The organism is Serratia sp. OS31, from assembly GCF_014164835.1.
Taxonomy (GTDB): Bacteria; Pseudomonadota; Gammaproteobacteria; order Enterobacterales; family Enterobacteriaceae; genus Serratia; species Serratia liquefaciens_A.
On sequence record NZ_JACJFQ010000045.1, the window covers coordinates 16,074 to 28,797 of the forward strand.

The 12,724-nt window shown below is 55.2% G+C and carries 15 protein-coding genes; 3 read left to right on the forward strand and 12 right to left on the reverse strand.

Going from position 1 to position 12,724, the window contains the following annotated elements:
* Nucleotides 1–159 precede the first annotated feature (159 nt).
* The 9 genes from H5P17_RS24110 to hinT form a co-directional block, all read right to left on the reverse strand.
* Nucleotides 160–651: an Rrf2 family transcriptional regulator gene (locus H5P17_RS24110; protein ID WP_182825622.1), complete on the reverse strand. Its 492-nt coding sequence runs from the start codon at nucleotides 649–651 to the stop codon at nucleotides 160–162.
* A gap of 291 nt (nucleotides 652–942) precedes the next feature.
* Nucleotides 943–1,479, reverse strand: a complete 537-nt coding sequence (locus H5P17_RS24115; RefSeq protein ID WP_182825623.1) for a glycine zipper 2TM domain-containing protein — start codon at nucleotides 1,477–1,479, stop codon at nucleotides 943–945.
* Nucleotides 1,480–1,837: 358 nt separating this feature from the next.
* Nucleotides 1,838–3,142: an NAD(P)/FAD-dependent oxidoreductase gene (locus H5P17_RS24120; RefSeq protein ID WP_044549852.1), complete on the reverse strand. Its 1,305-nt coding sequence runs from the start codon at nucleotides 3,140–3,142 to the stop codon at nucleotides 1,838–1,840.
* A 332-nt stretch (nucleotides 3,143–3,474) separates the two neighbouring features.
* Nucleotides 3,475–4,017: an alpha/beta hydrolase YcfP gene (gene ycfP / locus H5P17_RS24125; protein ID WP_044549850.1), complete on the reverse strand. Its 543-nt coding sequence runs from the start codon at nucleotides 4,015–4,017 to the stop codon at nucleotides 3,475–3,477.
* 72 nt (nucleotides 4,018–4,089) lie between these two features.
* Nucleotides 4,090–5,109, reverse strand: coding sequence for a beta-N-acetylhexosaminidase (gene nagZ, locus H5P17_RS24130; RefSeq protein ID WP_044549849.1), 1,020 nt, complete (start codon nucleotides 5,107–5,109; stop codon nucleotides 4,090–4,092).
* 31 nt (nucleotides 5,110–5,140) lie between these two features.
* On the reverse strand, nucleotides 5,141–6,010 hold the full coding sequence (locus H5P17_RS24135; RefSeq protein WP_182825624.1) for a phosphotransferase: 870 nt from the start codon (nucleotides 6,008–6,010) through the stop codon (nucleotides 5,141–5,143).
* The gene (lpoB, locus tag H5P17_RS24140; protein WP_182825625.1) at nucleotides 5,991–6,575 is read right to left on the reverse strand and encodes a penicillin-binding protein activator LpoB; all 585 of its coding nucleotides are present in this window, start codon (nucleotides 6,573–6,575) and stop codon (nucleotides 5,991–5,993) included. Before lpoB ends, H5P17_RS24135 begins: the two co-directional genes overlap by 20 nt.
* 26 nt (nucleotides 6,576–6,601) lie before the next feature.
* Nucleotides 6,602–6,991 carry a YcfL family protein gene (locus H5P17_RS24145; protein WP_182825626.1) on the reverse strand — a complete coding sequence of 130 codons (390 nt, stop codon included), beginning with the start codon at nucleotides 6,989–6,991 and terminating at the stop codon, nucleotides 6,602–6,604.
* Between the two features lie 12 nt (nucleotides 6,992–7,003).
* Nucleotides 7,004–7,354 carry a purine nucleoside phosphoramidase gene (gene hinT / locus H5P17_RS24150; RefSeq protein WP_020826355.1) on the reverse strand — a complete coding sequence of 117 codons (351 nt, stop codon included), beginning with the start codon at nucleotides 7,352–7,354 and terminating at the stop codon, nucleotides 7,004–7,006.
* Between the two features lie 243 nt (nucleotides 7,355–7,597).
* Between hinT and H5P17_RS24155 the strand changes: the two genes are divergently transcribed.
* Nucleotides 7,598–8,503, forward strand: coding sequence for an ABC transporter substrate-binding protein (locus H5P17_RS24155; protein ID WP_182825627.1), 906 nt, complete (start codon nucleotides 7,598–7,600; stop codon nucleotides 8,501–8,503).
* Here H5P17_RS24155 and H5P17_RS24160 read toward each other — a convergent pair.
* Entirely contained in the window at nucleotides 8,500–8,877 is a 378-nt protein-coding gene (locus tag H5P17_RS24160) for a helix-turn-helix domain-containing protein (protein ID WP_182825628.1), read from the reverse strand. The genes H5P17_RS24155 and H5P17_RS24160 overlap by 4 nt on opposite strands.
* Before the next feature lie 99 nt (nucleotides 8,878–8,976).
* Here H5P17_RS24160 and H5P17_RS24165 point away from each other — a divergent pair, with 99 nt between their 5' ends.
* The gene (locus H5P17_RS24165) at nucleotides 8,977–9,723 is read left to right on the forward strand and encodes an SDR family oxidoreductase (protein ID WP_182825629.1); all 747 of its coding nucleotides are present in this window, start codon (nucleotides 8,977–8,979) and stop codon (nucleotides 9,721–9,723) included.
* Nucleotides 9,724–9,782: 59 nt separating this feature from the next.
* On the opposite strand, the gene H5P17_RS24170 is transcribed toward H5P17_RS24165, so the two are convergent.
* Nucleotides 9,783–11,087, reverse strand: a complete 1,305-nt coding sequence (locus tag H5P17_RS24170; RefSeq protein ID WP_182825630.1) for an Nramp family divalent metal transporter — start codon at nucleotides 11,085–11,087, stop codon at nucleotides 9,783–9,785.
* Nucleotides 11,088–11,316: 229 nt separating this feature from the next.
* Here H5P17_RS24170 and mntR point away from each other — a divergent pair, with 229 nt between their 5' ends.
* Complete coding sequence (gene mntR / locus H5P17_RS24175; RefSeq protein WP_020826347.1) at nucleotides 11,317–11,787, forward strand: manganese-binding transcriptional regulator MntR; 471 nt, start codon at nucleotides 11,317–11,319, stop codon at nucleotides 11,785–11,787.
* 148 nt (nucleotides 11,788–11,935) lie between these two features.
* On the opposite strand, the gene H5P17_RS24180 is transcribed toward mntR, so the two are convergent.
* Entirely contained in the window at nucleotides 11,936–12,445 is a 510-nt protein-coding gene (locus tag H5P17_RS24180; protein WP_182825631.1) for a hypothetical protein, read from the reverse strand.
* Between the last annotated feature and the right edge of the window lie 279 nt (nucleotides 12,446–12,724).

The following is a 12,724-nucleotide window of genomic DNA, read 5'->3' on the forward strand; positions in this document are numbered from 1 at the left end:
AAAATGGGATTTTCGGATGTTTGGGATAGAGCAGAAGACATAATTCTTTGTTTATTTTCATCCCAAGATCAGAGTTTTTAACGACAAAGGACTTTGTCAGCCATAAAAAAGCCCGGTTTAAAAACCGGGCTTTTTCTTTGTTTTAGCGTTTAGCGTGATTTATTTTTCCGCTGTCTCTTCGTCTTTTACGTCTACGTCTTGCATCGCATACGCTGCGCAGGCACGCTTATCGCCCCGCTCCAGTTCAGCCAGAGAGTCCGCCACCGTGTAGCGCGCCAGTACGTTTAACGATGCCTCTTCCGCTTCGTTCACCACCGACTTGAAATACCAGCAGGCGTTGGCACTGACCAGGCAACGTGCCGGCCCTTCCGGCCGGGCGGCCCAAATGCGTTTGTCATCGATAACAGACAGATAGATATCCCGCAGGGTGATCTGCTCCGCCGGGCGCCCCAGGTGAATCGAGCCGTTACGGCCCAGGGTCGAGACAATGATGCCATTTTTGGTCAAGGGCACCATCAGCTTGCGGATAAAACTGGGGTTAGCTTCCAGACCGGCGGCAAGCACCGCGCTGGTCGAACGCACACCCAGCTTTTCAGCCACGGCCACGCTAAGTACCATTTGCATTGCAGTCGGAAAGCGAAAATCTAACATGTTTTTATCTCTGTCTCCGGGAGACTAAATACTTGGACTGGGTCGGTATGAGATAACGCCATCACACCCACTCAACTGCACAATAATATAACAAACACTGTTGCATTATTGAAGGTATGCCCGGATAAATCGCACGGATACATTAGGTCAGAAATCGCGTCAGAACTGGCCTGAAGGCAAAACGGTGGGGAGCAAATAGACAGAAACCCGCGCCAATATTAATGCCGCTCGCTTAACTGGGTTAAACGATCAGAACTAACACTGTTCGCGGGTTTAATTCTTATCGGGCGATCAGGCTTTGTTCAGCACCAGTTGGCCGCTTTTATCCAACGGGATCTGGGTGCCGGGATCGTGATCCATGCGGATCTTGCCCTGCTGATTTCCAATCTTGTAGGTCACGTCGTAACCCAGCATCTTCTGTGATTTGTCGTAGACCGTTTTGCAACGCTGCTGCGTGCTGGTGGTGGTGTCGTTATTCTGCATCGCCCCCTGCACCTGGTTACCGGCATAGCCGCCGCCCAATGCGCCGACGACCGTGGCGACGTCACGTCCACGTCCCCCACCGAACTGATGACCGATGACGCCGCCGGCGACCGCACCCAGCACGGAGCCGGCAATACGATTTTCGTCCTGCACCGGCGCACGGTGAGTGACGGTCACATTGCGACATTCCCGACGCGGGGTTTTGATGGTTTCTTTGATCGGCGTTGCGGCGAGTACCTGCGCGTATTGCGGACCGGAAGAGAAAACGTCAAGACTGGCAACCGCAGCAATACCCAGAGCGGCTGCAATACCAATACCCACACCGGCTAACATTGACTTGTTCACAGGAAATCCTCCTGAAAGTGTTACCACGCATTTGTACCGGGGACTTTACCTACATTGCACCGCGCTTATTATTTTGCGCATTGGCGGCACGTGGTATTCCGGTTTACGGCGTGCGCGACGCGCCGTCTGTAAACGAGAGAAAGTCTGCACAATGTTCCAGAACCTCGCAATAAGACAATGTGACCAAAAATGCCGGAAATCCCACTTACCCCCAGTGTTTAGGAGGATTCTTAAGACTTTTACCCATAACAACGGGACATTGTGCTGAATAATCAGCTGCTGCCTGCCCATTCTTGCGGCTGTAGGCATAAAAAAACCCACGCGGGCGAACCGGCGTGGGTGGTCGATAACCGGGGGGTTAGTGCATTTTCAAACGCGGGCGGATCACCCGGTTGATGCCGCCAACCAGCATCATCAGGCCGGTTTTGATGTAGCCGTGCAAAGCGACCTGGTGCATGCGGTACAGCGAGATGTAGACAAAGCGCGCAATGCGGCCTTCCACCATCATCGAGCCGCGCATCAGGTTGCCCATCAGGCTGCCCACGGTGCTGAAGCGGGACAGAGACACCAGCGAACCGTGATCTTTGTAGACGTATGGCTTCAGCGTCTGGCCGTTCATCAGTGCCAGAATGTTGGTAAAGCAGCGTGACGCCATCTGGTGCGCCGACTGGGCGCGCGGCGGCACAAAACCACCGCCCTCTTTCGGGCAGGACGCACAGTCGCCGATGGCGAAAATGTTCGGATCGCGCGTGGTCTGCAGCGTTGGCTCTACCACCAGTTGGTTAATGCGGTTGGTTTCCAGCCCGGCGATGTCCTTCATAAAGTCCGGAGCCTTGATACCGGCCGCCCACACCATCAAATCGGCGTCGATAAATTCGCCGCCCTTGGTGTTCAGGCCGTTGGCATCCGCGCTGGTGACCATGGTGTTGGTCAGCACGCGCACGCCCAGCTTGTTCAGTTCCTGATGTGCCGCAGCGGAAATACGCGGCGGCAGCGCAGGCAGAATACGCTCGCCCGCTTCGACCAGCGTTACGTTCAGCGCGCTGTTGTCCAGGCCTTCGAAACCATAGCTGTGCAGCTGCTTCACCGCATTATGCAGCTCGGCGGACAGCTCCACACCGGTGGCGCCGCCGCCAACGATAGCGATATTCACCCGCTCTTTTTGCCCCGGCTGCGCCGAGAACTTGAGGAATAGGTTCAGCATCTCGTTGTGGAAACGTCGTGCCTGGTGCGGGTTATCCAGGAAGATACAGTGATCCTTGACGCCGGCAGTGCCGAAATCGTTCGAGGTACTGCCAAGCGCCATCACCAGAATGTCGTAAGACAACTCACGCTCCGGCACCAATTCGCCCCCCTGCTCGTCGCAGATTTGCGCCAGGTGCAGCGTTTTGGTTTCACGATTGATGTTGGTCAGCGAACCCAGTTGGAAGCTGAAAGAGTGATTGCGCGCATGCGCCAGGTAGCTCAGCGCGTCAACGCCGTCATCCAGGGAACCGGTTGCAACTTCATGCAGCAAAGGTTTCCACAGATGGCTGTGGTTACGATCCACCAGCGTGATTTCTGCTTTGTGCTTACGACCGAGCTTATGGCCCAGGCTGGTCGCCAGTTCCAGACCACCGGCACCACCGCCCACGATGACGATTTTTTTCTTTGGCGTTGTCAAAATAACCCCCTAAATGTGAACCAATTGTTGCCTAAGGGTAAATAAATAATATCCTTAGAATACATAGGGTTCGCGTAAATTAAACCTGCTATCTAAAGCCAGAATAGCATGGGGGGTTATTTGGTCATACCAAAATTGATGTACATCAAATTTTTTTGGTTAAAGGCTGGACGAAGGGAAATTTTGAGGATTGTGATTCAAATAGTTAGCGCTGGGTCACAGTTTCAAATTTTACCGTCCAACGGGCCAAACGGCGCTTTTTGAGCAAGAAATACCGCAATGTTTGCCTGGCGGAAGCAAGCATTGCGGCGACCTAGGGCGTTATAAAACTGTTAAACCAGGGTCTTGAACGCCTTGATACGTTGCAGGTGTGGCGAGATGTTTTTGAACTTGTGGGTTTGCTGCTCATCCCAGACGATTTCATAGTATTTGTGCAGCAGTTCCGCACTGCGTTGGCTGTCCAACACTTCGTCGTGACGAGAAAGTACCGCCAGGCAGCGATCGCGATTTTTTTCGCGGAAGTCTTCGACACACTTGGTGGCGATATCGCGATACTCTTCCGGGCGGTCGATTTTGCCCTGCATATGTTCTTCAGGATACAGATTGGGGTTGAAGATCACCTGTCGAATGCCGCACAGAAAGCCGATCCGTTCGGCCCAAAAGCCCCCAAGCCCCACCCCGCAGATCAGCGGATGTTTATCCCCTTCCTGCTGAACCGCCTTGTCCACCTCTTTCAACAAATGCTGCATGTCATGGCGTGGATGCAAGGTGCTGTAGCTGATAAAGCGCACGTCCGGATCGATAAACTGGAGCTGTAACACCTTTTCATGATTGCCGGGACTGGTTGAATCGAAGCCATGTAGATAGATAATCATGTGGATCCTCGCAACAAGCTGAGGGCCGCGCCGCAGCCCTCATCGTTTACGCCGCATTACGACGCCCTGGGTTCACCCCGCATTACGCTGTTTGTGCTCTTCCCAGCGTTCGCTGAGCGCATTCAGTTCCTTATGCGCCTGCTGCCAGCGCGCAGAATCACGCAGCTCTTGACGGGTGAACTGACCGCGATGATATAACTGCTTCACCCTGTCTGCTTTGACCGGGGACAGGTTATCCAGCACGCTGACCGCCCCTGCACGGTTATTGCACACCAGGATCATGTCACAGCCGGCATCCAGCGCCGCCTGGCCACGTTCGGCATAACTGCCCATGATCGCCGCCCCTTCCATCGACAGGTCGTCCGAGAAAATGACGCCGTCAAAGCCCAACTCCTGACGCAGGATCTGCTTTAACCAGTAAGGTGAGCCGCTGGCCGGACGCGAGTCTGCTTCAGTATAGATGACGTGCGCCGGCATTACGGCGTCCAGCAGTTGACGGTTAATCAATTCACGGAAGATCGCCATATCGTGTTCGCGGATCTGCGCCAGCGGACGTGGATCGCGCGGCGTTTCTTTGTGCGAATCCGCGCTGACGGCACCGTGTCCCGGGAAATGCTTGCCGGTGGTTTTCATACCGGCGCTGTGCATGCCCAAAATGAACTGCTCAGCCATCACCAACGCCTGCGTTGGATCGCTGTGGAACGAGCGTTCGCCAATCGCGGCGCTGACATGGCCAATATCCAGCACCGGGGCGAAGCTGATGTCGATATCCTGCGCGATCATTTCCGCCGCCATCAGCCAACCGGCCTCCTGCGCCAGACGCTTGCCCTCATGGGCAGAGTTCAAGGCGGCAAATGACTGTGCCGCCGGTAGGCGGGTAAAACCTTCGCGGAAACGCTGAACGCGGCCGCCTTCCTGATCCACCGCCACCACCAGCCGATCGTGGGAAGCCTCGCGGATCTGCCGCACCAGCTCACGCAACTGCTGCGCATCGTGGAAATTGCGGGTGAAGAGGATCAGGCCGCCCACCAGCGGGTGTTTTAAGATCTCACGTTCTTCTGCATCCAGCTCATAGCTGGCGACATCTAACATTACTGGGCCCACGGCCACCTCACTTCATTATTCATTCAGAACATGGGGATGTTAAACAAAAACGCCGGTGCAACACTGCGCCCCAGCGCAAAAATTCAGGATCGTCGGTCTGTTGCCAGCGCACTTCAAACCAAAGCAGCATCAGGTAATCCACCCATGGTAACCAGCGCTGTACCTGCCTGCTCAGCAACGGCAAATCAAGGTAACCGATGCGAGCATAATGCTGCAAAAATTGCTGTCGGCGCGCGGGTGACCAGGCGTTACTGCAAAACAACGCGGCGATGTCCAACGCAATATCGCCGTCTGCCGCATACTCCCAGTCAATCAGCCGCAGGCTTTCCCCCTGAGCGATCAAATTGCCCGGATGAACATCCATATGCAGCGGCGCCAGTTTCAACGGCGTTGGTGTGCGACGATGCAGAAAATGTTGATGCAACCGCAGCCAGGCCGGCGTCAAACGCCGACCATCCAGTTGCTGCCAGTAACGGATAAACTGCCGATGCAGGTTCAACGGGTAGCCGCTGGGGGGTTGCCGGTGCAAGCTGGCCATCAACGCCGCCAAGTCGCCCCGCTCATTGAGGCGAGAAAAACCCGCATCTGTGACAACGTCACCATCGAGCCACTGCAGGATAATCCACTGATTATTTTGCACTAAAACCTGTGGTCCGATGCCTTGTCCGCTGCGATGCAGCACTCTCGCCTCGCGCCGACGGCTGACGCCCAGCGCACTTTTCTCGCGGCTTTGCTGACGCGCCAACAGTTGCACACCTTCGCCTTCAATACGCCAACTTTCGCCGGTCAGGCCCTGCACCGGGCTGAAACGACAACCGGCGGTTTTCACCGCCGGCAGTTCTTTCTCAATCAGCGTTCGTAATGTGGCTTCAGTGTTTAACGGCGCCATTACCTGACCAGACGATTTCACCGGTTTGCACCAGCATCAGTTGCATATCCAACGTTGGGGACTTCACGTCGCCACTGACGTCGCTGTACAGCACGTACTGTGCACTGACGATCCGCGCCAGACCAATGGCTTTGCTGCGTGAACCCAGGCTGTCATCTGCCGACAGGCCCAGCGTCTGTTTGGCACTGACCAACTGCGCTTCCGGCACGATGGAGAAGGTTTGATTAGATGCTAACGCCTTGTGCAGTGCCGAGGTCGCTTTCGCCGTCTGCAATGCGCCGTTGGTGTTGTTCTTCACGCTGTCGAGCAACAGCACGCTGCCCGGATTGACGCCATCGGCTTTCAGCATCTGATTCACTAGCGGCTGTACACTGCCAAGCCAATCGAGCTGCTGAATTTTCGGCGGTTGCGGTACCGGCTCGCTAACCGGTGGTTGTGGCTGCTCGATCGGCGGCGTTACCGGCTCGACGGTCACCGGCGGCTGCGGTTGTTCCGGTTCCGGCGGACGCGACAGACAGCCGGTTAACGTCAACGCGGCCAGCGCCACAAATAGATACTTTTTCATTAATCCCTCTCCACTGAACCAAGAGTTTACAAGAATAGATACAGACGCACGCGTTTGGCATCGAGATTACCGTTAAGCGAGTAAATTGTGGCGTCTGAATTTGGCGCAATAGTGATGGTGCGCGGCGCCTCAAAAGGCCGGATATCCAGCCCCTGATCGTCATACCAGTAAAAACGATAGTGTACCGTTACCGGTGTGGATTGGCTGTTACTGAGTTCCGAGGTAGCCATCACGCGCCCGGAAGCATCCGAAATCGACGGGTTGTCGGCCAGAATGCCCGCGGTCAGCACCGGCGAATCCATCACGACCGTTTGTCCTTCGTTAACCGCGATGCCCTTCGGGCTGCTGCAGCCCATCAGGACGATGGCGGGTAACGCCAGCGCCATCAGACAACGCAGGGATTTGCTATAGCGCATGATTGACCTCGGTTAGCGTGACAGCAGCGGCCCCAAGGAACGGCCACCGACCAAATGCATATGAATATGATAGACCTCTTGGCCGGCATGGCGATTGCAGTTAACAATCAGGCGATAACCGTCTTCGGCGATGCCTTCCTGCTCGGCAATTTTTGCTGCGGCAGTGATCATGCGACCCAGTGCAGCTTCGTGCTCCACGGTTACGTCGTTAATCGTCGGGATCAGCACATTCGGAACGATCAAAATGTGGGTCGGCGCCTGAGGTGAAATATCACGGAAAGCGGTGACCAGTTCATCCTGGTAGACCACATCAGCAGGGATTTCGCGGCGGATAATTTTACTGAAAATCGTTTCTTCGGCCATCTGGCGTTCCTTGTAGAGGGAAAAAAGCTGTACGCAGTATGAGTGACAAATTCTACTGCTTTCAACCTGATTGCGCACTTTCCGCGTTGAGTGATGCAGAATCAGGCAACCAGCCAGAATAATTACGTCGTTCCCGGCAGCGCATATCTGATTTTTTCACTTTGGTTATTCACTATTGTTGCTTTACTTGCCCGCGGCCGCCGCCAATAGTAACCCTATGATTAGCAACGGATAGAAAATAACATGCGATTCAAAATCCTGGCGCTTAGCGCGCTGTTGCTGTGCGGCCATGCCATGGCCGAAACCCAAAGCATTATCGATCTGCAGGCCAACCAACAACATGTGCGGGCGGCGAAGAATCCGGCTGCCGTCGCCTTGATACCGGCCAATTACCCTTTTGCCGTACCGGGCAAGCTGACCGTCGCGGTGGCCTCTGAAAACTCCCCGCCGCTGGCGCTGTTTGCCGAAGACAATAAAACGCTGATTGGCAGTGACCCGGATATTGCACAACTGGTGGCAGACAGCTTGGGGCTGGAATTAAATCTGGTGCCCACCTCTTGGGAGGATTGGCCACTCGGGATCAGTTCCGGTAAGTATGACGCCGCCATTTTCAATATTGCCGTGACCAAACTGCGCAAAACCAAGTTTGATTTCGCCACCTACCGGGTGGATACGCTGGGCTTTTACGTAAAATCCACCAGTAAAATCAATTCAATCAACCAACCTGCAGACGTTGCCGGGCTGCGAATCATTGTCGGTTCCGGTACCAATCAGGAAAACATCCTGCTGGGTTGGGATAAACAGAACCGCGCCAACGGCCTGCCGCCGGTGCAACCGATTTATGTCACCGATGACGCGGCGGCCAACCTGAGCATTCAATCCGGACGCGTCGACGCCTACTTCGGCCCCCACTCGACCGGAGCCTACAAGGCGGCGCTGACCGGCAAAACCAAAATGGTCGGCATCGGCCCCAACGTGGCCTATGTGGCGGTCACCACCAAAAAAGACAACGGTCTGGTGGCGGCCATCAACGCCGCCATCAACGGGGTGATCGTCAGCGGAGAATATGCGCAGGTGCTGAACCGTTGGGGGGAACACGATGAAAAGGTCCCGCGCTCCATCATCAATCCACCGGGTATCGGCGACTAATCCTCAATTAATTGGGGTGCGTGTGTTCGCATCCAGTTAGCCAAGGAGTCGAGTGTCGGGCGCAGCGTTTTACCCAGCGACGTAATCTGATATTCAACACGCGGCGGGACCTCCGGAAACACCTGCCGCGTGACCAGACCGCGCTGCTCAAACTGCCGCAGTTGGCGCGTCAACTCTTTCTGAGCAATCGGCGCTACCGCACGTTGCAGTTCACTGAAACGTACCGGGCTGTCGATCAAGATCAATCGGTAAAGGATGGGGATCGCCCACTTCCCTGCAACCAGATTCACGAAGTTCACCATCGGGCAAGGTTCGCCCGCCGCCGGTAACCCGGCTAAATTATTTTCCGTGGCAGAAAGCCCAGCTTTGCTCATTTCATCCCTCTTCGCCCGTTAGTATCCAAAAGATGCCTACTATGCAAAGGATACTATAGCGCAAATAATGGCCGTACCGACAATAATCAGGAGTGGGCTATGTCACGACTCAAAGGCAAATACGCGTTGATCACCGGCGGCACCAGCGGCATTGGTTTGGAAACGGCGCGTCAGTTTATCGCCGAGGGAGCCACGGTGGCGATCACCGGGCGCAGTCAAAGTGGCCTCGAGACAGCGGGAAAAGAACTGGGTGACGTGTTGTTATTACGTAACGACGCCGGGGATATCGCTGAACAACGCACATTGGCGCAGCAGTTGGCCAACCATTGGCCGCGCCTCGACGTGTTGTATATCAACGCCGGTGACGTCACGCACCATCCCTTGCAAGAGTGGGATGAACAAAGCTATCAGCGGTTGATGGACATCAACCTGAAGGGGCCGTTCTTCCTGATCCAGGCGCTGCTGCCACAGTTGGCTAATCCGGCGTCGATTATTTTGTGCGGTTCGGTCAGTGCGCATATCGGGCTGCCGCTAAGCAACGCTTACGCCGCCAGCAAGGCCGGGCTGTTGTCGCTGGCCCGAACGCTTTCCGGCGAACTGCATCCGCGCGGCATCCGGGTTAACGGCCTAAGCCCCGGCCCGACAGAAACCCCGGCGCTAGGCAAGCTGGGGTTAAAAGATGCCGATGAGCAGGCGCTGCGCGACGAGATCCGCGCTCTGGTGCCGATCGGCCGCATGGGTACGGCATGGGAGCTGGCAAAGGCGGCAGTGTTCCTGGCATCGGATGAGTCAGCCTTTATGGTGGGCAGCGAGTTGCTGATCGACGGTGGCGTAGGGAATTTATAGCGGCGATGATTTCACGGGGTGATATCAAGCCGTGACAGCACAGGCTGCACGGCTTGGCATCAGCCCAGACCGGGAATGGCGACACCGAAAGTTTGCAGCAGCAGCACCATGTTGAGCAGAATAATAATCACCGTACCTATGATCGACACCAGGCTGGTCAGGCGGCTATTCACGAACTCGCCCATGATGTCGCGGCGACGCGTGAACATCACCAGGGCAATCATCGGCGCCGGCAGCGCCAGGCTCAACACGACCTGGCTGTAAACCAGTGCATCGGTAGCATTAACCCCAAGCGCCACCACGATGAACGCCGGCACCATGGTCATCATACGGCGCACCCATACCGGAATACGGAAACCGACAAACCCCTGCATGATCATCTGGCCGGCCATCGTCCCCACCACCGAGCTGGAAATACCGGAGGCAATCAGCGACATCAGGAAGATGCCCGCAGCGGCAGCGCCAAACAGCGGCGTCAGCGTATGGTAGGCGGTGCCAATCTCCGCCACGTCGCTGTTTCCGGCATGGAAGGCGCTGGAAGCCATAATCACCATGGCGATATTCACCAGCCCGGCGACAGATAAGGCAATCACCACTTCAATATTGGAAAAACGCAGCAGCTTGCGCCTTTCACCACTGTCACTGGCCGGCGCACGGTGTTGAGTCAGCCCGGAGTGCAGGAAGATGGCGTGCGGCATCACCGTGGCACCGATAATCCCCACCGCGATGGTCAACGCCTGTGCATCCGGCAACTGCGGCGTCACCATGCCCATGCCCGCCGCAGCCCAGTCCACCGGCACAATAAACATCTCGACCAGGTAACACAGGGCAATAATCGCGACCAGGCCGCCGATCATCAGTTCTACCGGGCGGAATCCTTTTTTCTCCACCATCAGCAAAGCGTAGGTGATGACCGCGGTCACCCCCATTCCCGGCAACAGAGGCATATGGAACAGCAAGGCAAGCGCTATAGCCCCGCCGAGGAACTCAGCCAGATCGGTTGCCATCGCCGCCACTTCACTGAGCAGCCACATGCCGATCACTACCGGGCGCGAAAATTGATCGCGGCACATCTCTGCCAGATTGCGGTGCGTGACGATACCCAACTTGGCCGACAGCGCCTGGAACAGCATTGCAATCAGGTTGGCCATCACCACCACCCACAACAGGCTGTAACCGTATTTCGAGCCGGCCTGAATATTGGTGGCGAAATTACCGGGGTCCATATAAGCAATGGAGGCAATCACCGCTGGCCCGGCGAACAGCAGCGGCGTGAATGCGCCACGCTTGCGCCCGGCAAGCGCGTTACCTATCGCCGTATTGGTTCGTTCGGTTAACGATGTGGTGGTTGCCGCATCACGCATGATTTACCCTCAATCTTTTTCTGGTTATTTTTCACCCAACACTCTCAGCAATGTAGCATCGGCTACACTTTATGCAAAATGGAAGATACTCTACCTTTGTGTACAAATATTTCTAATTTTAATCCGATACGCCTGGCGAATTGATAATGCGTCGCCTTTGGACTAACGTATGGCGGAACTGCATTAATCTGCAACTCACTGGATTTACGTTTAAAGGACGTCTCAGACTATGGCAACAAGCGCACCAGATGACGCCGATCGCCCCGTTGTGGCCGAAATGCCGGACGAGGCTGAACATGCCCTGCGCTTCACCCGCGCTCGTGAGGCGCAATCCAATGCGCTGATTGAGGATTATGTCGAGCTGATAGCCGACCTGCTGGTCACCACCCGCGAGGCCAGGACCACTGACATCGCCAAACGCTTTGGTGTGTCGCACCCGACCGCGATCAAGAACATCGCCCGGCTCAAGAGTGCGGGTCTGGTGGAGTCACGGCCTTATCGAGGGGTTTTCCTGACGGAGGAAGGTGAACAACTGGCGCAGAAGGTACGCCGTCGTCACCGGATAGTCGTCGACCTGCTGGTGTGCCTCGGGGTACCGAACGAAACGGCGGAGTTGGACAGCGAAGGGATCGAGCACCACATTTCCAGCGATACCCTGGCGGTGTTTGAACAGTTCCTGCAAAAACACGCAGAAAAATAGCGCCTCCCGGTTGTTGCCGCCGCTTCAGGCTTAAGGAACTCTGGCTGCGCCGGCGGCTTTAGATCCAAGAGGTCTTTCACCTAGTGAGGAACCGCTGGGTGAAATGCACAGGCTAGAATATCTCAACTTCTACACTGGACCGGCAGCGCTAAGGGGGAGTCATTGCATACATGACTACCGAACCAAGAGCATTGTTTCTCTTCTCTACAAAGATCTCGTTATCGAACGCATAGTTACCCGCAGGATAGCATATTCTGATGTTCGTCCCCAGGTCCGGATCGTCAACATCGGCGCCAGAACAGCTCTTCCTGCTGCCTTCAGCATAAGAGTAAGCCGCCGTGTAGGTTACGACCTGGCCTGGCAGCAGGTAGGTCATGGTGATTAATGCCATGGCAAAGACAAAGCACAAGACAATACAGGCCCCGCCATAAAACTTCAGATAATCAATGTACTTATTGCTTTTTACGGCGCCACGGCCAATAACGTAAATTGAAATAAACAAAGCCAGTATCATCACTACAACGATCATATAGCGCGTTGTCGAGACACTGAGGAAAGTAATGCGGTAAACCTCTCTATGCCACCACATCACTCCATACACCAAGCCTAAAAAAGCGATGGTTGCAGAAAAGAGAAAAGGGTAAGAATACTTTTTCACGCTCCAAAATCCTTCTGGCAGATCCCCTACTCATTGAAGTAAAGCCATTATCTTTGTTGACACTGCCGCATGCAATCATGCCGATGTTGTACGCCATGTTGGAAGAAAATGGTCTTTCGGTGTTCATTTAAAACCGACAAAAAACCAATAAAAAAGGGAGGCTTTCGCCTAATGCCGGTCACTTAAGGTGACCGGCATTGTTTTTTATAGGATATTTTCGTTTCAATGATTTCAGTTCCCGGGGATACCTGCGCTCCCTTCGACCTGGTAGCACCAAAC

Bases quoted from the DNA above. Each gene is read 5' to 3' on its own strand.
- H5P17_RS24110 (WP_182825622.1), bottom strand. From the start codon at position 651: ATGTTAGATTTTCGCTTTCCGACTGCAATGCAAATGGTACTTAGCGTG.
- ycfP (WP_044549850.1), bottom strand. From the start codon at position 4,017: ATGATTATCTATCTACATGGCTTCGATTCAACCAGTCCCGGCAATCAT.
- nagZ (WP_044549849.1), bottom strand. From the start codon at position 5,109: ATGTTAGATGTCGCCAGCTATGAGCTGGATGCAGAAGAACGTGAGATC.
- H5P17_RS24135 (WP_182825624.1), bottom strand. From the start codon at position 6,010: ATGGCGCCGTTAAACACTGAAGCCACATTACGAACGCTGATTGAGAAA.
- lpoB (WP_182825625.1), bottom strand. From the start codon at position 6,575: ATGAAAAAGTATCTATTTGTGGCGCTGGCCGCGTTGACGTTAACCGGC.
- H5P17_RS24145 (WP_182825626.1), bottom strand. From the start codon at position 6,991: ATGCGCTATAGCAAATCCCTGCGTTGTCTGATGGCGCTGGCGTTACCC.
- hinT (WP_020826355.1), bottom strand. From the start codon at position 7,354: ATGGCCGAAGAAACGATTTTCAGTAAAATTATCCGCCGCGAAATCCCT.
- H5P17_RS24155 (WP_182825627.1), top strand. From the start codon at position 7,598: ATGCGATTCAAAATCCTGGCGCTTAGCGCGCTGTTGCTGTGCGGCCAT.
- H5P17_RS24160 (WP_182825628.1), bottom strand. From the start codon at position 8,877: ATGAGCAAAGCTGGGCTTTCTGCCACGGAAAATAATTTAGCCGGGTTA.
- H5P17_RS24165 (WP_182825629.1), top strand. From the start codon at position 8,977: ATGTCACGACTCAAAGGCAAATACGCGTTGATCACCGGCGGCACCAGC.
- H5P17_RS24170 (WP_182825630.1), bottom strand. From the start codon at position 11,087: ATGCGTGATGCGGCAACCACCACATCGTTAACCGAACGAACCAATACG.
- mntR (WP_020826347.1), top strand. From the start codon at position 11,317: ATGGCAACAAGCGCACCAGATGACGCCGATCGCCCCGTTGTGGCCGAA.